The organism is Brucella pseudogrignonensis, from assembly GCF_002252525.1.
Lineage (GTDB): Bacteria > Pseudomonadota > Alphaproteobacteria > Rhizobiales > Rhizobiaceae > Brucella > Brucella pseudogrignonensis.
The window spans coordinates 107,994-127,973 of record NZ_NNRM01000021.1; the positions used below are offsets into that span (position 1 = coordinate 107,994).

Below are 19,980 nucleotides of genomic sequence, written 5' to 3' on the forward strand. Positions count from 1 at the left end.
AGCATTTTCCGAATTTAGCGTTGACCGCAGGTTTTGCGGTCCGCGATTTCTGCCATGGAGTCTCTCATGTCGAAGCACGAGGCGCACGCGCCGCATTTGCTCATTGTTGAAGCGCGTTTCTATGAAGAACTGTCCGACGCGCTTCTTGACGGCGCGAAGGCTGCTCTCGATGCCGCTGGCGCAACATATGATGTTGTGACGGTACCCGGCGCGCTTGAAGTGCCAGCGACGATTTCTTTCGCACTGGATGGCGCGGAAAATGGTGGCACTTATTACGATGGTTATGTTGCCCTCGGCACAGTTATTCGCGGCGAAACCTATCATTTCGATATCGTTGCCAATGAATCCTGCCGTGCGCTGACTGATCTTTCGGTTGAAGAAGGTCTTGCTATCGGCAACGGCATTCTGACAGTTGAGAATGACGAGCAGGCCTGGGTCCGTGCGCGTCGTGAAGACAAGGACAAGGGCGGCTTCGCTGCCCGCGCTGCGCTCACCATGATTGATCTGCGTAAGAAATTCGGAGCCTGATACGATGACTTCTTCTTCTGAAGGCCGTTCTGCACCGAACGCGCCACGATCTGCAAACAAGCGTGGCGTTGCACGTCTTGCAGCCGTACAGGCGCTCTACCAGATGGATGTCGCCGGTACCGGCGTCATGGAAGTCGTGGCTGAATATGAGGCCCATCGTCTTGGCAAAGAAGTCGATGGCACACAGTATCTTGACGCCGATCCGCAGTGGTTCCGCGCCATTGTCGCGGGCGTTGTCGATAGCCAGCTCAAGCTCGACCCGATGATTCATCAGGCGCTCACAGAAGACTGGCCGCTGTCGCGTCTCGACTCGACACTGCGTGCCATCTTGCGTGCCGGTGCATGGGAATTGCAGACCCGCAAGGACGTGCCGACAGCTGTCATCGTTTCGGAATATGTGGATATCGCAAAGGCGTTCTACACTGAAGATGAGCCAAAGCTTGTTAACGCCGTGCTGGATCGTCTGGCTTTTGAACTGCGCGGCGAAAGCCGTGGTGCAAAGCCGCGTGGCCGATAAACCTTAGCCACTCAGTAAATACTCAAAAAGGCTGCGAGAAATCGCGGCCTTTTTTGCATTCTGGCACAATAAACTACGGCTTGACCTTTGCAGATAGCTTCCGCATGTTGGACATGCGGCATTGAGAATGCTGAAATGCAGAAACATCAGCCAATTATTTGATTTCTGGTCGATGTTTTCAGATTAACAACAAGCCGAAGAAGCCCGGTGAATGGTCGGTTTCAGGCACTTCCATGCCGCTGTTCTTAGGCCCGGGGAGGGGTTTTCGGGCCTTTCATGCGCCGATGTGTGCAGGCAATCGCCACCCTTGTGAGCGGTCTGCTTGTGACTGGCGCGAGCTCATGGGAGTTGGCCTAAATGGGAACTGGAGTTCTTCTTCTCGTCATTGCCTGTGGTGTGCTTTCCGTTCTTTTTGCCGTATGGGCGATCCGCTCTGTACTTGCGGCCGATCAGGGCACACCGCGTATGCAGGAAATCGCTGGTGCCATCCGTGAAGGTGCTGCAGCCTATCTCACCCGACAATATACGACCATTGCCATTGTTGGCGTCGTGGTCTTTCTGGCAGTCTGGTATCTGCTGTCTATTTCAGCCGCCGTGGGCTTCCTCATCGGGGCTGTGCTTTCCGGGCTGACCGGCTTCATCGGTATGCATGTTTCCGTTCGTGCAAATGTGCGCACCGCACAGGCGGCATCCTTGAGCCTCGCAGGTGGTTTGGAAATTGCTTTCAAATCCGGCGCTATCACCGGGATGCTGGTGGCGGGTCTCGCACTGCTGGGCGTCTCAGTCTATTATTTTATCCTGACTGTCTGGCTGGGTTATTCGCCTTCCGACCGCACGGTCATCGATGCCCTTGTGGCACTTGGCTTCGGCGCTTCGCTCATTTCAATCTTTGCGCGCCTTGGCGGCGGCATCTTCACAAAAGGTGCTGATGTCGGTGGCGATCTCGTGGGTAAGGTCGAAGCAGGCATTCCGGAGGATGATCCACGCAATCCTGCAACCATTGCCGATAATGTCGGCGACAATGTTGGTGACTGCGCAGGCATGGCAGCGGACTTGTTCGAGACCTATGCCGTTACAGTCGTTGCAACCATGGTTCTGGGCGCGATTTTCTTCACTGGCTCAGATGTTCTCTCAAGCGTGATGCTCTATCCGCTGGCGATTTGCGGCACTTGTGTCATCACTTCGATTGCTGGCACGTTCTTTGTCAAACTCGGCGTCAATGGCTCGATCATGGGCGCGCTTTACAAAGGCTTGATCGCAACCGGACTTTTGTCCGTGGTGGGTTTGGCAATTGCCAACACGCTTACCATTGGCTGGGGTGAAATCGGCACTGTCGCAGGCATGTCGATCACCGGCACCAATCTCTTCATCTGCGGGCTGATTGGTCTCGTCGTCACCGGTCTGATCGTGGTGATTACCGAATACTACACCGGAACTAACAAGCGTCCGGTCAATTCGATTGCCCAGGCTTCGGTCACTGGCCATGGCACCAATGTCATTCAAGGCTTGGCTGTTTCGCTGGAATCGACTGCTTTGCCAGCAATCGTCATTGTTGGCGGTATCATCGGCACATATCAGCTCGCGGGCCTCTTTGGCACAGCAATTGCTGTTACGGCCATGCTTGGCATTGCCGGTATGATCGTGGCCCTCGACGCTTTTGGCCCGGTTACGGATAATGCTGGCGGTATTGCTGAAATGGCCGGCCTTGATCCGGAAGTGCGCAAATCGACAGATGCTCTCGATGCCGTCGGCAACACGACCAAGGCCGTCACCAAGGGCTATGCAATCGGATCGGCGGGTTTGGGTGCGCTTGTACTCTTCGCAGCCTATTCAAACGATCTGGCTTATTTTGCCGCCAACGGGCAAACCTATCCATATTTCGCGGATATGGGGCCGGTGTCGTTCGAGCTCTCCAATCCCTATGTGGTTGCCGGTCTGATCTTTGGTGGTCTCATCCCCTATCTCTTTGGCGGTATGGCAATGACGGCTGTTGGTCGTGCGGGCAGTGCGGTGGTGCAGGAAGTGCGTCGTCAGTTCCGTGAGAAGCCGGGCATCATGACGGGCAAGGATCGTCCGGATTATGCGCGAGCTGTCGATCTTCTGACGAGAGCCGCCATTCGGGAGATGATTATCCCGTCGCTTCTGCCGGTTCTGGCGCCGCTTGTCGTCTATTTCGGCGTGTTGCTGATCTCAGGCTCCAAAGCTGCAGCCTTTGCAGCACTCGGTGCCTCGCTGCTGGGCGTCATCATCAACGGTTTGTTCGTGGCTATATCCATGACATCCGGCGGTGGCGCCTGGGATAATGCCAAGAAGAGCTTCGAAGATGGCTTTACGGATGCTGACGGTGTGAAACACCTCAAGGGATCGGAAGCGCATAAGGCTTCCGTGACTGGCGATACCGTCGGCGATCCTTACAAGGATACGGCAGGTCCAGCTGTTAATCCTGCAATCAAGATCACCAACATCGTGGCACTCTTGCTGCTTGCGGTGCTGGCTCACATGGCTTGATGAAGCACTAATAAAAAAGCCCCTCCAAAAGAGGGGCTTTTTTTAATTCTTTGTATTGGATCAGTTGTTCGCGCCGCCAGCAGCACCCGGCAATGATGTCGGAGCTTTGGAAACGCCCTGAATAATCTGACCAATGAAGGTCTGGTCCTTGCCGCCAGTTGGCGTGGTGCGCGATACGAAATCGAACAGCTTGCCGTCCTGAAGGCCGTAATTGGCAATATTGCTGACCTTGCCGTCCTTGTCGAAGTAAACGGCCAGGATATGACGGTCGATAATTTTGGGCTTCATGAACTGAGCCGCACGATAACGCTTCTGCGAAATGTAATAAAACACTTCGTTATCGAAGGTCGCCGTAGTGGATGGCGTACCGAGTGCGAGAAGCACCTGTTCACGGCTGGAGCCAACCGGAACCGAATCAAGTGCCTCCTGATCGAGCACGTAACCCTCTGTAAGTGTTTCCGACGGGTTTAGCGTGGACGCAGTGTTGCATCCGGCGAGAGCCGCCGAAAAGAGAATTGCTGTGCCTGCGAGAAGGGCACGCTGTTTGCGTGCGCTTAGGAAAATTCGCTGCAACAAAGACCTCTCCATACATTCTATATCAGCGCGGCACTTTCGCCGTCGGGAGAACTTCGGTAAACCACCTTGCTTCTGGATGCAACAAGTACGGTCGTACGGGAATGATTCTTCGACTTTTTCGCCGCAAATCTAAAGCAAATGAGACAGTTGTGCTTCGCGTTTACGAGACGATCGTGGCAGCGGCGCGGCAAAAGCGTTTTTATGCACAATTTCAAGTGCCTGATACGCCTCTCGGTCGCTATGAAATGCTCTCAGTCCATATTTTTCTCGCTCTTCATCGCATGAAAGGCGAAAAATCTGCATTATTGCCGCTTGCGCAGGACATTGCAGACGAATTTTTCAAGGATGTCGATCATTCCTTGCGGGAATTGGGAATCGGTGATCAGGGCGTTCCCAAGCGCATGAAAAAGCTTGCACGTATGTTTTATGGTCGTGTCAGCTCTTATGGGACTGCATTGGATGCTGATGATCGCGACAAGCTGGCAACAGCTTTGACACGCAATATCCGCCCGGACCTCGAATTATGGCCGCATTCTCACTATTTGAGTGAATATCTGTTTGCTTGCCGTGATCGGCTGGCAAAAATTGAGGACAGTGCTTTGGCGGCAGGCGACATATCCTTTATGGATGCTGACGAGATGGCGTTTGCGCCAATATAGCATTTCCCGCAAAGCTGCGAAGCGGTTTGCGTCGGATAATGCATAAAAACAAACAGTTACAGCGGTTCAATATTAACTGGAACCGCTGCAAATAACGAAACAAAGGCTAAAGAGAATGACTGATAAACCGGCGCTGACCTATCCCGTTCCGGTTCTGCATCTGCCCCCCAAGGGCATAACGGTGAAGATTGGGACCACTGACAAGGAAAGAGCTGCTTTGGCTGCCCAGCATGGCTTAGAGGCCGTGAATTCCTTTGCTGCAGAGTTTTTGCTGACGCCTTGGAAAAAGAGCGGCATTCGTTTGCGCGGAACCGTCAATGCGGAAATCGTGCAGTCATGCGTGGTTACACTTGAGCCGCTTAATGCGACGATTGCGGAAGAAGTCGATACGATCTTCGTGCCAGAAAATTCACGCCTTGCCAAAATTCAGCTTGATGAGAGCGGAGAATTGCTGCTGGACGCCGATGGCGCGGATATTCCCGAGACTTTTGCTGGCGACAAAATTGATATTGGCGCTGTCGCTGAAGAATTTTTCGAACTGGCGCTCGATCCATACCCTCGCAAACCCGGCCTGCCTGACGATGCCGAGCCAGCCGTATTTGGCGATGTTGAAGAGGAAGAGAAGCCTGATTCGCCTTTTGCCAAGCTCTCGGAATGGTCCAAGAAGCCCTGATTTAACCGATGCTTGAGAGAATCTGGTTGTGCGCGACCGGAAAAACACTATTTTCGCGGAAAACCCCTATGTTTATAAAGAAGCAAATGGGGCAGGGATCGCACAGGAATAATCAATAGTGATAAAAATTTCGATTGACGCCATGGGCGGTGATTTTGGCCCTGAAGTGGTCATCCCTGGTGCTGCGAAGGCGCTTGAGCGTCATCCTGATATCCGGTTTATTTTCTTCGGTCTGGCTGGTCAGGTCGAGCCCATACTTGCGCGTTATCCAAAGCTACAAGCTGCTTCCGAGTTCCGCGCCAGTCAGGTTGCGATCAAAATGGATGACAAACCAAGTCAGGCGCTGCGCGCTGGTCGGGGCAAGTCTTCCATGTGGCAGGCGATTGAAGCGGTAAAGACCGGCGACGCTGATGTCTGCGTTTCTGCTGGTAATACCGGCGCACTGATGGCCATGTCCAAATTCTGCCTTCGTATGCTGTCTGATGTCGAGCGTCCGGCAATTGCCGGTATCTGGCCTACACTGCGTGGCGAGAGCATCGTTCTCGACGTTGGCGCAACGATTGGTGCCGATGCACGTCAGCTTGTCGATTACGCGGTTATGGGCGCGGGTATGGCGCGGGCGCTTTTTGAGGTGCGCAAGCCGACTGTCGGTCTCCTCAATGTCGGTACGGAAGAAGTCAAAGGTCTCGACGAGATTAAGGAAGCTGCCCAGATTCTGCGCGATACACCGCTGGAGGGTTTGCAATATACGGGCTTCGTCGAAGGAAATGATATTGGCAAAGGCACGGTCGATGTCGTCGTCACAGAAGGCTTTACCGGCAATATCGCTCTGAAAGCCGCCGAAGGCACTGCTCGTCAGATGGCAACCCTTCTGCGCCAAGCCATGAGCCGTACCTTGCTTGCCAAGATCGGTTATATTTTTGCCAAGGGTGCATTTGATCGTATTCGCGAGAAGATGGACCCGAACAAGGTGAATGGCGGCGTTCTTCTTGGATTGAGCGGTATTGTTATCAAGAGCCATGGCGGCGCAACGGCAGAAGGTTTCTGCTCGGCGGTCGAAGTCGGCTATGACATGGTGCGTAATAAGCTTCTTCAGAAGATTGAAGCGGATCTGGCGCATTTCCACCACAGTCATCCGCATTCTGCGTCTAATGACGGAAACGAAACAGCCAAATGATAATTAACCCATAACAGGGTATGAATTTTGACCAGCAGGCGTGGGTCTGCGATGGTCAGGCTAGGACAGGAAAACAAGATGATAAGATCTGTCGTAAGAGGTATTGGTTCGGCTCTGCCTAAGCGGATCATGAAGAATTCCGATTTTGAGGGCGTGGTTGAAACCTCTGACGAATGGATTGTCCAGCGTACAGGTATTCGTCAGCGTCACATTGCTGGCGAAGGCGAAACGACAGTATCGTTGGGTGCGGCTGCTGCCCGCGCTGCATTGGAAAATGCTGGCCTGAAGGCTTCTGATATCGATCTCGTTTTGGTCGCAACCTCGACGCCAAACCATACGTTTCCTGCAAGCGCAGTCGAAATTCAGCGCGAACTCGGCATCACGACCGGCTTTGCATTCGATCTGCAGGCGGTTTGCAGTGGCTTCATCTATGCCGTTACGACTGCTGACCTCTATATTCGTGGCGGACTCGCACGTCGCGTTCTGGTTATCGGCGCAGAAACCTTCTCGCGCATTCTCGACTGGAATGATCGCACGACCTGCGTTCTGTTTGGCGACGGTGCCGGCGCGTTGGTTCTCGAAGCCGGCGAAGGCAAGGGCCTAACCTCTGATCGTGGTATTTTAGCTGCCAACCTTCGTTCCGACGGCAATCACAAGGAAAAACTCTTTGTGGATGGCGGCCCGTCGACGACACAGACGGTCGGTCATCTGCGCATGGAAGGCCGTGAAGTCTTCAAACATGCCGTGGGCATGATCACAGACGTGATCGAAGCATCCTTTGCTGAAACGGGCCTTAGCGCCGACGATATCGACTGGTTTGTGCCGCATCAGGCCAACAAGCGCATTATCGATGCTTCGGCTAAGAAGCTGAATATAGCTGAGGAAAAGGTCGTGATAACCGTTGATAGACACGGCAACACCTCTGCTGCGTCGGTTCCGTTGGCTCTTGCTACGGCTGTCGCTGATGGTCGTATCAAGAAGGGCGACCTCGTTCTTCTGGAAGCTATGGGCGGTGGATTTACCTGGGGCGCAGTTTTATTGCGCTGGTAATAAAAAAATTGATGGGCCGCGAGGAAACTCGCGGCTTGACCACACCGCTTTTATTTGTGTAACCTCCTGTCACTTAAGGATATTATCTGTTCAAACACTAACCAGGTAGGTTCGGTTATGGGAGGTAAGACGGTCACACGCGCTGATCTGGCAGAGGCTGTTTACCGAAAGGTAGGCCTGTCCAGAACAGAATCGGCGGCTCTGGTCGAGATGATACTCGATGAAGTCTGTGACGCCATCGTCAACGGTGAAACTGTGAAGCTGTCGTCTTTCGCGACATTTCAAGTCCGTGACAAGAATGAGCGCATCGGCCGTAATCCGAAGACTGGCGAGGAAGTTCCTATTCTCCCACGCCGCGTCATGACGTTCAAAGCTTCTAACGTTCTCAAGCAGCGTATTCTGCAGGAACACCAGAAGCGTAGCGCAAAAGGCGCCAAGTAATCACCTCATATAGATAAAGAGAGATTTGTCTCTTTTATCTCTTCGTCCTCACCGGACGAAGTATTTCCGCTTGCTTATTTATCCAGTGACATCTGTAAATCCGAAAACTGTGCCTCTTCCTGTAATATATGAAGGGGTGCTTATAAAGTTCTGATATTATATAATCGACGGATAAAGCGAGTCGTTTCGCTAATATAACAGACCGAAAAGTAGGGGCTTTTCATCCCAACTTTTTGTGTTAAACGCCGTTAGATTATTATGATATTATGGCCGGCGCTGATTGATGTGCCGATTGCCATTTGAACTATCTGGACTGGCAGGTTCGCCCAAAAGACGACCACACCACTGGAAAGGGCAAGCAGATGGACAAAAGCCCTGATGCATTCAGGACTATTAGCGAAGTTGCCGAGGATCTCGATCTCCCTCAGCATGTACTGCGTTTCTGGGAAACGCGTTTCACCCAGATAAAGCCTATGAAGCGAGGCGGTGGTCGCCGCTATTATCGTCCGCTGGATGTTGAGCTTCTCAAGGGTATTCGTCATCTGCTTTATGATCAGGGCTACACCATCAAGGGTGTGCAGCGTCTGCTTCGCGAGAACAACGCACAGTTCATCATTGCCTTGGGTAATGGCGATGTGCAGGCTATTGAAGCGATCACGCGCCAGAAACAGGCTGCGGCTGAAAAGCAGGCAATGGAAAATGCCGCTGATCATGAAATGGCTTTGCCGAACGGCATCAAGGCACCACAACCTGCACGCAAGCTGTTCGGATTGCTGAAGGGTGAAGAAGACGGGCCGATCGGTGCCGATGGCAAGCGGCCATCGAAAGACAATCGTTCGCTGTTGCAGGAAGCGCTTTTTGATCTGCTTGAATGTAAGCGACTATTGGATCAGGTTCGCTAGAGCATTTTGCATTTAAGCTGAACCATTCGAAACGCTCTATCTTTTTGTTTTTACGCATGTCTTTGCCCGAAAACTGGTGTCTGGTTTTGAGAGACGTGCTCAAAGAACGTAATTGAATAGAGATAATAAAAAGGGAGGCTTTTGCCTCCCTTTCTTTTTCGGTTATGTCGATGAGAGTTTGAGCCCGACGATGCCCGCGAGAATGAGCGAGACGCTTAAAATCCGGAAGAACGTCGCAGCTTCGCCCAGAATGACAATGCCCACCACGAATGCACCCAAGGCACCGATTCCGGTCCAGATTGCATAAGCTGTGCCCAATGGCAGGCTACGCATGGCAATTGACAGCAGTGCAAAGCTGCCGATCATCGTTACGATGGTGATGATTGTCGGCGTCAGAAGAGAGAATCCTTCTGACTTTTTCATAAAATAGGCCCAGACGATTTCAAGGCCGCCCGCAAGTACGAGATAAATCCATGCCATTATAGTGCTCCTTGGGTATGGGCCGTCCCATATTTGAAGGAACGAAAGGTCGTCCTTTCGCTCTGGTATTGGGTTTCGAGCGCATCCCGAAAAGTGTGAAACAGTTTTCAGATGAAGATGCGCGTTAAAGCTCTAGTGAGAAGGATGCAGGGCGTCGTTTAGATACATGCAGCTTAGCATGGTGAAAACATATGCCTGAATGATAGCCATAAGCAATTCGAGTGCGGTAAGTGCGACAGTCATGGCAAGTGGTAGAACTGCCGACAACAAGCCCATCGTGCCCAAACTGCCCAAGCCCACGACAAAGCCCGCAAAGACTTTAAGCGTGATGTGCCCCGCCAGCATGACGGCAAACAAGCGCACCGAATGGCTGATTGGCCGTGAAATATAGGACATCACCTCGATAGGTACTATAATCGGCGCGAGTATCATGGGGACACCTGCCGGCATAAACAGCTTGAAGAATTTAAAGCCGTGGCGGACCAGCCCATAAATAGTCACGGTGAGAAATACGAGCATCGCCAGCGCGAATGTCACAATGATGTGGCTTGTAACCGTAAAGGCATACGGAAACATCCCAATGAGATTTGCGACGAGGATGAACATGAAAAGCGAGAAAACCAGCGGGAAGAACTTCATCCCGTGTTCGCCTGCATTCTCGCGAATCGTTTTGGAAACAAACTCGTAGAGCATTTCGACTGACGACTGCCAGCGGCCAGGCACAACCCGATTCCGGCGTGAGGCTAAAAACAGAAAGCCAGCAGCAACTGTTACAGTCAGCAGCATGTAAAGCGCAGAATTTGTGAAGACAATCTGTTGGCCACCAAGTGTACCAAGCTCGACGATAGGTCGAATCGCAAATTGCTCAATAGGTCCAGCCACGGAACACCCCTCTTATGGGGCCGTCCCCTATGCGAACACAGACGCGGGTCGTCCCGCGCAACTTTCAGATAGAGACATTTTTTGCGGGCCGCAAGTCTCACTTAATTCAGAACCTACGAAAACTTGAATGGGCAGCTCTGGATCGAGACCGTTTTTGCGCTATTTTTAAGGTAACGCAACTCACTCTGGAGACTGATTGATGGCTATCTCACGGCGAAATTTCATTGTTGCTGCTTCTGCTGCGGGGGGCGGGGCAGCTCTGTCGCCATTCGATAGCTCTCAGGCTCAGGCACAAGGTCAGGCTTCGGTGTCAAAGGTCGAGAATCCAGGTTTTCATCGCTTTCAGTTTGGCGATTTTGAAATCACGACGCTTTCCGATGGGCGCAGAGCAGGCGAAGCGCCTGAAAAAACCTATGCAATCAATCAAGACCCGAAGGACGTGGCGGCACTTCTGGAGGAAAATCTCCTGCCGACTGATCGCTTTGTGAATAGTTTTACACCAGTTCTGATCAATACGGGCAAAGAGTTGGTGCTGTTTGATACCGGAATGGGCGCAGGGGCGCGCGAAGCCGGGCAGGGCAAATTAATCAGCGCTCTTGAGGCTTCGGGCTATAAGGCGGACGACGTATCACTCGTTGTGCTCAGCCATTTTCACCCCGATCATATTGGCGGCTTGATGGAAGATGGTAAGCCGGCTTTCGCGAATGCGCGTTACGCTGCAGGTCAGAAGGAATTTGACTTCTGGACTGATCCGGCGCGTCTTGAGACACCAGCTAAAACCGTTGCGCAAATGGTCGAAAAGAACGTGAAGCCATTCGCCGAAAAAACGACTTTCGTCGATGATGGCAAGGAGGTTGCCTCGGGCATTCATGCGGTGGGCGCTTATGGCCATACGCCAGGTCATCTGGCATTTCGTGTGGAATCGGGCGGAAAGTCGCTGATGCTGATTTCCGATACGGCCAATCACTCTGTCATCACCTTACAGCGCCCCGACTGGCATGTTTCTTTTGATATCGACAAGGAAATGGCGGTTGAAACCAGAAAGCGCATCTTCGATATGCTTGCGACGGAACGTCTGCCGTTCATTGGCTACCATATGCCTTTCCCATCCCTTGCTTATCTTCAACGCGCAGGTGAGGGCTATCGTTACGTCCCGGAAACTTACCAGATCCGCGCAAGTTAAGTCCGCTTATCTACGGTGCAGGGCTGTTCATTTCTGCAATTGCAGAAATTAGACCTTGCGCCGTAACAGGTTATATTCTACGGCTTTTTCATGGTCCGGAGCGTAGCGCAGCCCGGTAGCGCACTTGACTGGGGGAAAAGTTCCCTGAAACCTATTCCCCTTTGTTTTTCAATTGCTTAACGTCCTCTGCAGTATAGTGCGAGGCTTTTTCCGTGGCGCTCATTGCATCCATAGCGGAGCGCACATCTTCCATCATTGCATGAGCATATTTCGTGGTGGTTTTGATGTCAGTGTGGCCGAGTAGCTTCTGTGCAACTCTCAGGTTGCTGGCTCTCAAAATCCGGGTAGCAGCAGTGTGCCTGGTATCATGAAAGCGGAAGTTCTCAACGCCTGCATCTGACACTGCTCGGCGCATTGCGCTTTTCAAGCCGCTCTCTGTCAGCGGATATCTTTCCCCGCGAACATATTCCGGCTTCCTTAGAGTTCGTTTCGCTACGAACGTGAAGACCTTTTCTTTATGATGATTTCTCTCATCCCACAGCAGGTCGAATATTGCCTGAGACATGGGGATGATCCGCACCTTGTTACCTTTTCCGGTAACGGTGAACGTCTTTCCAAAGAAATCTACATTCGCCCATGTGAGGCCCAATATCTCCATACGACGACAACCTGACAAAAAAGCGAAGCGCACGGCTACATCGTAACCGCGCTCGAGTTCGCTCATAATCTGGTTTTCTTCGCCAATGGATGCTTCTCGAACTCTCTCACCTTTTTCAGCAAGCAAATGCTGCGACCAGTTGATGTCGTTCGTCTTAACCCTCCAGACCTTAGCCGCTCGTATAAGCATCTCACGTAATGGCTGCGTCATGGTTCGGTTGACAGTTGCCGGTGATATCTTCTGCGCAACTTTTCGGTTAGGGATCAACTCGTTTCTGCGCTTAGCCACGAGTTCAGCCACTTTACGATCATTGATTTTGCTGAGCTTGGTTTTTCGACCGATGGCCGCAGCCAGCCAGTCAAGCGCCCAAAGTGTGGTTAGATTGTTCTTATGGTGCTGGGCGACCTCATCCCAGTATTTCGTTACCGCGACTTCAAACGTCAGATCGTCTGATTGAAAGGAAGCTGCGTTCGCCAATTCAAGCGCAGCTTCTTCTCTTTTCTGACGCTCTACTTTGAGCGCTTCTCGCTCCGAAGTTTTTCGCGTGTTGCCCGAAAATCTATGACCGCGTAGCCGGAACTCATACGAGTAGGTGCCGTCCTTGCTGTCTTTTCGGATGAAAACTGGCATTCTGTGGTCTTCCGTTGGTTTTTGAATGCTTCAATGTCAGCCGGTTCATATCGGCGGATCTTCCTCATGCCTCTGCCTATATTAATGAACGGCAACTCACCATCATCTGTCAAATGGATTAGATGGCGATGGGAAATGCTCAGCGCTTCCGCAGCCTGCTCTGGGGTTAATAGTTTCAATTTTCCCCTCCAAAATTGTGATTTGTTTCTGTTTCGTTCCTGTTGTAATTGCCACCTGACAGGAGATCGGAATGAGCTACATCAGCACGAACAGGACACTTGGTGAGTGCATCAAGTACGGATACAGGATCACGGCTTACTGCAATGGCTGTCATCACAATGTTCCGCTGGACTTGCCAGCTCTTGCTGAAAAGCTTGGTGCGGACCACGGCGCGTTGCATGCTGATCTTGTTCCAAAGCTTCGCTGCGTTGAATGCAGGGGTAAGAACATCGGTATCATCCTTACCCACGAGAGCGCCGAGGTTGAAGGCATGGCGAAGTTCCCGAAGTATTAGGCCCATCACTTCCCTCTTTCTTGCAGTGCGGTGCGGACAACATCGACAAGCGCATGATGAATGTATGACGGGAAAGTAATGCGCCTGTGCCGGTTCATCCCTCTCAGTCGGCTTAAGACAAGCCCGCTCCAGTAGGTATCCTGTTTCAAACTTTCGGCAGTGGCTTCCAGCGAAACAGGCAGGCGTTCAAGCCGTTTCTCATAGCCAACTGTATTCTGGTACGGCCGCCAAATCTGCTCGAGTGCAAACTTCTCAAGGTCGGTGATACGCATCTACTAACCGCCTTTCAGGGCTTGGCGACCAGGCCGGAACGAATATCCGACCTTGGTTAGACGGCCTGTGTCATTTTCACCGAAGTAGATAATCTGCGCTCCTCCCCACCACATTTGATCGCGGAGTTGCGGCTCTGTCCCAGCAGGTTCAGCGTAAACGCAAACCTCATCGTCGTGGCGATCCATAACATGGTAGCGAATAACCTGTTTCCCGCTTTCCAGCGTGACAGGCATTTTTTCGATGATGTGACCGCCTCCGCTCATTCGCTCTGCTCCCCAAGTGGGCTGGCGTTGAGCATGAAATCCCAATAGTCAGTTGCGGAAGGCAATGAGCCGTAGTTATGAACTGCACTTTCGTTTTCTGCTTTGTGGGCTTCTTTGAGCATCCCCTCTGTAGGCTCCTGTAGAGCGGCGAGGATGGTGGAAATGGCGGCTTTGGCTGTTGGCGACCAGTCGATGATTATTTCATCGTCCGTCATGGTTTCAATCGGCGGATTGTCTATGATTGCCTCAGCAACCAGTGCGATCAGTTCCTTACTCGCCATGGCTGACCTCCTTTGCGCGCAAGATGGCGATGCAGATTGCCATAGGCAATGTGGGTGCTTGGCCTTGAACGCGCTTCCCGTTGACCATTTCCACAGTCCAGCCGAATGATTTGTATCCGCCCGGAAAGCCTTCGTAATCTTGTCCAACATTGTCGAAAACCCACCCCGGCAACACCCTCTCAGCCAGCGCGATAGCCGCGTCTACAGATGCGGTGTAGGCAGGAACCTTGTCGATCATGACGTGATCAGGTGATGGCGACCATGAATACGATCCGAAATGGTTCCACTCTACGGTGTCTCTCTTGTCGTCAGGTACGAAAAACAGAATATGCATTTCGTGATCCAGTCGCCGGTTTGACCCGTCCAGCTTGGATAGTCTGTCAATGAGGGTCATCGTGCTTCTCCTTCATGACATTCGCAGTCGTCATTGTGATTTCCGCATTCAATACAGTGGCTTGTGCAATACCCGCATGGAGGGTTTATGTGGCACGAGCAGCAATCAGCTTCGTAGTCGTCATCACTACGCCATCCAGCAAGTGCCAGACGATCATATGCATGCTGCGCTGGGGTTAATCGTCGCTCAATCGCTTCGAGCTTGGGTTTGCGGCAGTACCAGCACTCATACTGGCCTGTTACACACGAACAGCGAGGGTCGTTTTTTGCTGTGGGCAGTCTCATGGCTTACCCTCCAAGGCGGCGCGGGCTTGGTCGCCCTGATCCTTCTCAATTGAAGACGGATAAGCGCGAAGGACTGTCCCATCATCTTCAGACTTAAAATACCCGTCGTCCCATTTTGACGCGTCCGCGTAGAACTCCAACGCCTTCCTTGCCGCCGCGAGTTGGGTTTCGAGGGCTTTGGTCTGGCAGCTCCAATAATCAACATTAGATGACGCGTTCCTTGCAATGTCTCTCGCATCGGCAAGACTGTTCTCCAACTCTTTAACCCTCGCAGTCAGCGCCGCGTTGTCGGCTTCGGCTTTCTCGGCGCGTTCCTTCCACTCGTTGATTTCGGAGACGCTTTCCATGGTGTTGAGGGTTTCAAACCGCTCAACAATGCGCTGGATCATGCTTGCAGGGTCTGGCGTATGCCGTTCAGGATCATGATCGGTGCAATAACGGTATTCACCGTCACCGCCTGTTTTCAGGTCGATTTCCTGCACCGCTTCGGAATAACCGTCACGCTTTCCAAGCTCATAGGCTTCATCGTTCTCCGCCCGTTCCGCCGCAATGATGGCCTCGGCTTTCTCGGCACGGTAATGCTGCTGCTTATAAAGCTCGGACCAGTGCTTTACTTGCCGCATCGTCTCCGCCCGTTCCGCCGCCAATAGCTCATCAGCCTGCGAGCGGGTGACCACTGCGTCTTGTTTGTAACCAAATTGACCATGCCCCGGAACCAGAGGCTTACGCTGAAATACCTCTGCTCCGGTGGGCGATGTCGTCACGTAGCCAACCGTCTCCAACCCCTCGACCGGCGCGGAGGGGCGGGTGCGGCCTGCAACGAGCGCTTTCACCTTTTCGATAGGAAGGCTGACCATTGCGACCTCAATACCGCCCGCACTTCTGGCCGCGCATTCCAATTCATGCCACGTCTTTTCTTCAAGCGTCTGCATCGCTGCCTCCTGTCGGACGGGTGGCTGGTACATATTCTGGGTGTAAGTTCATTTTAGGGGTAGGATTTGTACCAAGACGCTTATGGTCCATGACGTAATCGCCCCACTGTCGTGCAATTGCTGCCGCGTGACCTGGTGTGAACTTGGATCGAGCCATGCGGCGTTCTTCCGGGTCCTCTGTAGGAGCCATCTTGAAAACCTCGTCACGGGCTGTAGAGCCGTCGAGCGTTCCGGTTCTGCGAAGTGCTGGCAAGCCACCTTTGGTCCACCAGCATGTTGCTTTCTTCACATTGTCCGGGCCGTTCTCGTCAGTGCCAAACCACCACGGCTGGACGGTCTGATTGGGCTTGCCGATCATCTGTTGAGCATATCCAAGCATGACAGGGTTTTCCCATGCGGCGAACTTCACGGGGCAAGTCTGCATGTGGTACCAGAAAGCCCAAGCATCACGGCCCATCTTAAGCCAACGGTCTTCATCCAGACCGCCGTTCTTGCTCATGTTCAGGTAAAGGTGCTTTGCCCCAGAGTTTGCCATAAATGTGCAAGTGCGATGGAAGATAGCTAAATCCCATCCATCTCCCTCAATTTCTGACCAGTCGCCCTGATGATGAGGACCGGCCACAGAAGTTGGCGAAAAATCGCACGACATGGCGTTGTGGCCTAGTGCAAGAAAAGCGTCACGGATTGTGCCGGAATACTCTCCGCCGATTAATACTCGCAACATACTCATTCCGACGCTCCCGGTGAGGCTGGGAGGAGACGCCAGTGGGTGGGATCATTTGCCGGAATGAAGGGTGTATTAGAGCCGAAAAGCCACCGTTCTTCATCGTACCAAATTACGTCGATACCTGTCCCGTCACTGAATTGGTCATCAGGGACAAAGACAAGGAACGGCGTCCCATCCTTCGGCGCTGTCTCAATCGGCAACCACCCATCCGCTACAGGCTGAGACGAGAGGGCGCGGATTTCTTCACATATCTCATCATAAACGTATCGAGCGCCCTGCTGAAAAATTGAGTTTCCGCTGCAATCGCCATTCCCCATGTATTCGCCATTCTCTGAAACATCGAATGCGATCTTCGCCGCTTCCTCCAACGCCTGCGCACGCGGGGATGGGGCCGGATAGCCGAAGTCCTTGAGTGAAAAATCCCTGTTCGCCTGCTTTTCGTGGTCGAATGCAGTCAATAGCCATTGCGGTTCCGGGTGCCATTCTGTCGATCCATACCAAGGCTTGATTGGCGTGATTGTGCGTTCCGAGGTCTCGCCGCGGTAGTTCGTGTAAACAAGCGTTATCGGATTTCCGATATCGGTCGCTCCTACCTGCACCCCTTCCAGGAAAGGCAGGGCAAGATCGGCGCGAACGTATTCAACATTGTAATCAAGGCTTGGTGTGTCGAAGCTAACAACGCAGCTCGACCCTTCCGTCCGCTTCACCGCGTAAATGCGGTCTGGCATAGCCTGTACCGCTTCATCTGGGATGGTCATGGGCGTGCGCTCCCGATCAGAGAAAGCACGCTTTCTGCGGCCTTCTCGTAAATGTAAGCTGTGGTGGCGTCTTCTTTTTCAGCGTCCGAATGAGGCTCAGAACGGTTAATCTCTGTGCGTTCCCACATTGCTGAGGAAATTGCGTTGAGGTGGTCGGATGCTGCTTTAAGTGTTTGCTCGCACAGTTTCATGCTCGCGTCCTCGCAATCCCTGACTGCATGAGCCGGGGCAATGGCAATGGTGGAAGGGCTTTTTTGTCGATGCGGGCGGGCTTTTCGAATTTCGGGAAGCCGGCGCTTTTAATCGTGCCTTTCGGGCCTTTGATGCCCAAATGCTTATCCTGAACCTTGTTGACCTTGGCGCGAACCGTGGCTTCGGCCTTTGTCTTGGCCTTGTGTTCCTCGGCGCAAATAGCATGGAGATTGCTTTCGCGGTGTTCTCCACCAAGCCAGAGAGGGACCTTGTGATCAAACTCAGGCTTGTTTCCGGGTCCGAAAGGCTTGCCAGACAATGCGCAGCAGCCTTCCTGACGATTGACAATCCGGCGCTTGACGCCATCAGGTATCGCAGCGTCGTCGTGCTTGCCTATCCATTCTTTAACGGTTCGCATGGTTCACCTCCGAGAAGTCGGTGAGCGACAGGACGATATCAAGCTCCAGAACACACTCACGGTCGAACTTGCCGCGCACTTCGCGTTCAAGCTGGTCATGTGTGGCGATGTAGAGCTTTGCCTTCTCACGACTGCGGCGAACATCGGAAGGGGCTTGGAGGGACATGGTTTTCATGCTGCGCTCCTTGCCAAATCCTCAGGCTGAACGCCGAGAAGCCCAGCTATAAAGTCGAGAACATCCTGTTTGGACTTCTGAAATTCGCGAGCGTCCATTGCGCTCTTTTTCTGGCTCTTGGCTGTCCATTCACGCACAACGCATTCGACGTTGAACACGATGGAATAATCATCAGCCGGTCGCATGAACGCTGCTACACGTTCGGCGTCAGCCTTTGACGACAGCACAATATCCCTCTCGTTGCGATAACCACAGCGAATGAGTGCTTTCTTGCGCAGATGCTCAGCAGTTGGATAATCGCCGCGCAATTCGTCTGGCAGATTGTCGAATCCATTCTTTACCGCGGCAAAATAATGGTTGTGGCTGTTCTCTGAACGGTCGTTATGTTCGACCATTTTGTAAACTTCACCGACGACAAACTGGCGGTCAGCGCGAGCGGCCCATAAAGCGGAAGCCGGTATCATGGCCTCGCCATTCCATTCCATTGTAATAGGAGCGCTAGACATTATGCTGCTTCCTTCGCCGGTTCCTGACCGTAAGAGCGGATGCGCTCGATCAGTGCCGCTTTCTCATCGTTGAAGCGGTCAATCTCGTCAGACATGGTTTTGATGTAGTCTTCATCGCGAAACACGCGGACGCACAGCATCGGCAGGCGAGGCCAGTAGGAAACGAAATCCCACCATTCCCGGTCTGATATCCAAAGATTGCCCTGTACCTGTGCCTTATGCTCTGGTGGCAGGCGGTTACGTTCCAAGCGGTCGATCTGGATGTGTGGCAAGGCGGTCTTAATTTCCAAGCCGCCTATTACTCCGATCAGACTGTCAGGGCTTGCGCCCTTTTCGCCGTTGCGGATGAAGCCGACGAGTTCAGGCTCTACGCTATTGATGAAGGCGTATGTCTGACGGGCTTCGTCCTCCATTTCCTTGCCGCGCTCAGTGTGAGAGTTTGAAAAGCTCTCAGTCACTTCGCCGGTGATGATTTCACCAGCCAGCTTGCGCATGTACTCTGAGCGCGTCTTGCCTTCGCCTTTCGCCATGACTGTTGCGAACTTTGAAGCGGTAGGGATGCCGAGACGAGCCTGAAACCACTCGTCTCCACCCTGATCCATGTCGAACACTTCCATGGTCAGTGACCCCGCTTAGCAAGGCGCTGCTTGAGAATGTTCATGGCATTGTCGAACTGGTTTACCGCCATGTCAGAAAGGTTGCTGATGCCGCCGAGTGAGAGGAATTGTTTCTCGTCGGATTCGGTAGCTTCCAGCATCTCCCGGATTTTCATCTGCTGTTCTTCCGATATTGTTTTGACGTCTGGCTTCGGCGCGTTGCCGTCGCGGTCATCACCTGTGCTGATGTTGAACAGCATGCAAAGCAGATATCGACGGCCATATGTGGCGGTGCTGCCAAACGCCTGCGTTCCAGTCTTGTTGACCTTGCCCTGTGCTCCTGCGCCATCGACAGGGATTTCGCCTACACCGTTTCTGGAATGGCCTTCCGCGTGCGAGATTTCCCAGAGAATGCGAAGCTCACCCTTATCGTTATAGCCGTCTGGCTGGAACGAAACTGCAAAGCCGTGTGCGTGAATGATCGGCATTGCCTGATCTTCGATTGCTGCAAGGTCCGCATATGTAGAATTGGTGTGGCTGTTCTTGCGCGTCTTTGTCACGACTGGCAATTCAGCCTGGCACTTAGACATCGCCGCGAAATATGCCTTCTTGGCCTGCCGTTCCTCGTCTTCTCGGGCGCGGTCTTCCATACGCTCCTTCATATCGAGCATCTTTTCCAGACGGTCGAGAGGGATTGTCGGGTCCATGGCGATACGTTCGATCATGGAAATCATTGGAGCATCGCCGCCACGGTAAACGGGCGCATTGCTCTCCTGCTTAATATCAAGTGCTTGAGCGGCCAT

27 protein-coding genes and 1 pseudogene are annotated in these 19,980 nt (G+C 52.8%); 11 read left to right on the forward strand and 17 right to left on the reverse strand.

All coding sequences use genetic code 11. The features are described from left to right. The first annotated feature begins 66 nt into the window (after positions 1–66). From CEV34_RS12295 to CEV34_RS12305, 3 genes are all read left to right on the forward strand, one after another. Positions 67–528, forward strand: coding sequence for a 6,7-dimethyl-8-ribityllumazine synthase (locus CEV34_RS12295; protein ID WP_007874460.1), 462 nt, complete (start codon positions 67–69; stop codon positions 526–528). A gap of 4 nt (positions 529–532) precedes the next feature. Then, positions 533–1,045: a transcription antitermination factor NusB gene (gene nusB, locus CEV34_RS12300; protein ID WP_007874461.1), complete on the forward strand. Its 513-nt coding sequence runs from the start codon at positions 533–535 to the stop codon at positions 1,043–1,045. Positions 1,046–1,402: 357 nt separating this feature from the next. Beyond that, positions 1,403–3,553 (forward strand): sodium-translocating pyrophosphatase, encoded by a 2,151-nt coding sequence (locus tag CEV34_RS12305; RefSeq protein WP_007874462.1) that lies wholly within the window; start codon positions 1,403–1,405, stop codon positions 3,551–3,553. 60 nt (positions 3,554–3,613) lie between these two features. Here CEV34_RS12305 and CEV34_RS12310 read toward each other — a convergent pair whose 3' ends face one another. Further along, entirely contained in the window at positions 3,614–4,129 is a 516-nt protein-coding gene (locus CEV34_RS12310; protein ID WP_039859655.1) for an outer membrane protein assembly factor BamE, read from the reverse strand. Positions 4,130–4,230: 101 nt separating this feature from the next. Here CEV34_RS12310 and CEV34_RS12315 point away from each other — a divergent pair, with 101 nt between their 5' ends. From CEV34_RS12315 to CEV34_RS12340, 6 genes are all read left to right on the forward strand, one after another. Continuing rightward, the gene (locus tag CEV34_RS12315) at positions 4,231–4,788 is read left to right on the forward strand and encodes a ubiquinol-cytochrome C chaperone family protein (protein WP_007874474.1); all 558 of its coding nucleotides are present in this window, start codon (positions 4,231–4,233) and stop codon (positions 4,786–4,788) included. Positions 4,789–4,903: 115 nt separating this feature from the next. Continuing rightward, the gene (locus CEV34_RS12320) at positions 4,904–5,461 is read left to right on the forward strand and encodes a YceD family protein (protein WP_007874475.1); all 558 of its coding nucleotides are present in this window, start codon (positions 4,904–4,906) and stop codon (positions 5,459–5,461) included. A 118-nt stretch (positions 5,462–5,579) separates the two neighbouring features. Then, complete coding sequence (gene plsX / locus CEV34_RS12325; protein WP_007874476.1) at positions 5,580–6,638, forward strand: phosphate acyltransferase PlsX; 1,059 nt, start codon at positions 5,580–5,582, stop codon at positions 6,636–6,638. Between the two features lie 78 nt (positions 6,639–6,716). Beyond that, positions 6,717–7,688, forward strand: coding sequence for a beta-ketoacyl-ACP synthase III (locus CEV34_RS12330; protein WP_007874477.1), 972 nt, complete (start codon positions 6,717–6,719; stop codon positions 7,686–7,688). Between the two features lie 117 nt (positions 7,689–7,805). Further along, positions 7,806–8,129, forward strand: a complete 324-nt coding sequence (locus CEV34_RS12335; protein ID WP_007874478.1) for an integration host factor subunit alpha — start codon at positions 7,806–7,808, stop codon at positions 8,127–8,129. Positions 8,130–8,491: 362 nt separating this feature from the next. Further along, on the forward strand, positions 8,492–9,031 hold the full coding sequence (locus CEV34_RS12340) for a MerR family transcriptional regulator (RefSeq protein ID WP_007874479.1): 540 nt from the start codon (positions 8,492–8,494) through the stop codon (positions 9,029–9,031). 162 nt (positions 9,032–9,193) lie between these two features. On the opposite strand, the gene sugE is transcribed toward CEV34_RS12340, so the two are convergent. Continuing rightward, positions 9,194–9,511: a quaternary ammonium compound efflux SMR transporter SugE gene (sugE, locus tag CEV34_RS12345; RefSeq protein ID WP_007874480.1), complete on the reverse strand. Its 318-nt coding sequence runs from the start codon at positions 9,509–9,511 to the stop codon at positions 9,194–9,196. Positions 9,512–9,643: 132 nt separating this feature from the next. After that, entirely contained in the window at positions 9,644–10,393 is a 750-nt protein-coding gene (locus tag CEV34_RS12350) for a F0F1 ATP synthase subunit A (protein ID WP_007874481.1), read from the reverse strand. A 199-nt stretch (positions 10,394–10,592) separates the two neighbouring features. Here CEV34_RS12350 and CEV34_RS12360 point away from each other — a divergent pair, with 199 nt between their 5' ends. After that, a complete protein-coding gene (locus CEV34_RS12360) occupies positions 10,593–11,576 on the forward strand; it encodes an MBL fold metallo-hydrolase (protein WP_094543659.1) in 984 nt (327 codons plus the stop codon). Between the two features lie 151 nt (positions 11,577–11,727). On the opposite strand, the gene CEV34_RS27205 is transcribed toward CEV34_RS12360, so the two are convergent. Then, entirely contained in the window at positions 11,728–12,864 is a 1,137-nt protein-coding gene (locus CEV34_RS27205) for a tyrosine-type recombinase/integrase (RefSeq protein WP_094543660.1), read from the reverse strand. Between the two features lie 23 nt (positions 12,865–12,887). Continuing rightward, positions 12,888–13,043, reverse strand: a pseudogene (locus CEV34_RS27705) (helix-turn-helix domain-containing protein); the annotation flags it as partial. 71 nt (positions 13,044–13,114) lie between these two features. Between CEV34_RS27705 and CEV34_RS26720 the strand changes: the two are divergent. After that, positions 13,115–13,378, forward strand: a complete 264-nt coding sequence (locus CEV34_RS26720) for a bifunctional ornithine acetyltransferase/N-acetylglutamate synthase (RefSeq protein WP_143853353.1) — start codon at positions 13,115–13,117, stop codon at positions 13,376–13,378. A 5-nt stretch (positions 13,379–13,383) separates the two neighbouring features. On the opposite strand, the gene CEV34_RS12380 is transcribed toward CEV34_RS26720, so the two are convergent. The 12 genes from CEV34_RS12380 to CEV34_RS12440 form a co-directional block, all read right to left on the reverse strand. Beyond that, a complete protein-coding gene (locus CEV34_RS12380) occupies positions 13,384–13,650 on the reverse strand; it encodes a hypothetical protein (RefSeq protein ID WP_094543663.1) in 267 nt (88 codons plus the stop codon). Positions 13,651–13,653: 3 nt separating this feature from the next. Then, positions 13,654–13,914 carry a hypothetical protein gene (locus CEV34_RS12385; protein WP_094543664.1) on the reverse strand — a complete coding sequence of 87 codons (261 nt, stop codon included), beginning with the start codon at positions 13,912–13,914 and terminating at the stop codon, positions 13,654–13,656. Then, on the reverse strand, positions 13,911–14,195 hold the full coding sequence (locus CEV34_RS12390; protein WP_094543665.1) for a hypothetical protein: 285 nt from the start codon (positions 14,193–14,195) through the stop codon (positions 13,911–13,913). Before CEV34_RS12390 ends, CEV34_RS12385 begins: the two co-directional genes overlap by 4 nt. Beyond that, positions 14,185–14,589, reverse strand: a complete 405-nt coding sequence (locus CEV34_RS12395; RefSeq protein ID WP_094543666.1) for a hypothetical protein — start codon at positions 14,587–14,589, stop codon at positions 14,185–14,187. The genes CEV34_RS12390 and CEV34_RS12395 overlap by 11 nt, the downstream gene beginning before the upstream one ends. 280 nt (positions 14,590–14,869) lie before the next feature. Beyond that, positions 14,870–15,805, reverse strand: coding sequence for a hypothetical protein (locus tag CEV34_RS12400; protein WP_094543667.1), 936 nt, complete (start codon positions 15,803–15,805; stop codon positions 14,870–14,872). Next, positions 15,792–16,535 (reverse strand): hypothetical protein, encoded by a 744-nt coding sequence (locus tag CEV34_RS12405; RefSeq protein WP_179253501.1) that lies wholly within the window; start codon positions 16,533–16,535, stop codon positions 15,792–15,794. The genes CEV34_RS12400 and CEV34_RS12405 overlap by 14 nt, the downstream gene beginning before the upstream one ends. Next, positions 16,532–17,290: a hypothetical protein gene (locus tag CEV34_RS27025; protein WP_179253502.1), complete on the reverse strand. Its 759-nt coding sequence runs from the start codon at positions 17,288–17,290 to the stop codon at positions 16,532–16,534. Before CEV34_RS27025 ends, CEV34_RS12405 begins: the two co-directional genes overlap by 4 nt. A 187-nt stretch (positions 17,291–17,477) precedes the next feature. Further along, positions 17,478–17,900 (reverse strand): HNH endonuclease, encoded by a 423-nt coding sequence (locus CEV34_RS12420; protein ID WP_094543669.1) that lies wholly within the window; start codon positions 17,898–17,900, stop codon positions 17,478–17,480. Then, a complete protein-coding gene (locus CEV34_RS12425) occupies positions 17,887–18,075 on the reverse strand; it encodes a hypothetical protein (RefSeq protein ID WP_094543670.1) in 189 nt (62 codons plus the stop codon). Before CEV34_RS12425 ends, CEV34_RS12420 begins: the two co-directional genes overlap by 14 nt. Next, complete coding sequence (locus tag CEV34_RS12430; RefSeq protein ID WP_179253504.1) at positions 18,072–18,581, reverse strand: hypothetical protein; 510 nt, start codon at positions 18,579–18,581, stop codon at positions 18,072–18,074. Before CEV34_RS12430 ends, CEV34_RS12425 begins: the two co-directional genes overlap by 4 nt. Next, positions 18,581–19,198 carry a lambda exonuclease family protein gene (locus tag CEV34_RS12435; RefSeq protein WP_094543672.1) on the reverse strand — a complete coding sequence of 206 codons (618 nt, stop codon included), beginning with the start codon at positions 19,196–19,198 and terminating at the stop codon, positions 18,581–18,583. The genes CEV34_RS12430 and CEV34_RS12435 overlap by 1 nt, the downstream gene beginning before the upstream one ends. Positions 19,199–19,200: 2 nt before the next feature. After that, a complete protein-coding gene (locus CEV34_RS12440) occupies positions 19,201–19,980 on the reverse strand; it encodes an ERF family protein (protein WP_094543673.1) in 780 nt (259 codons plus the stop codon).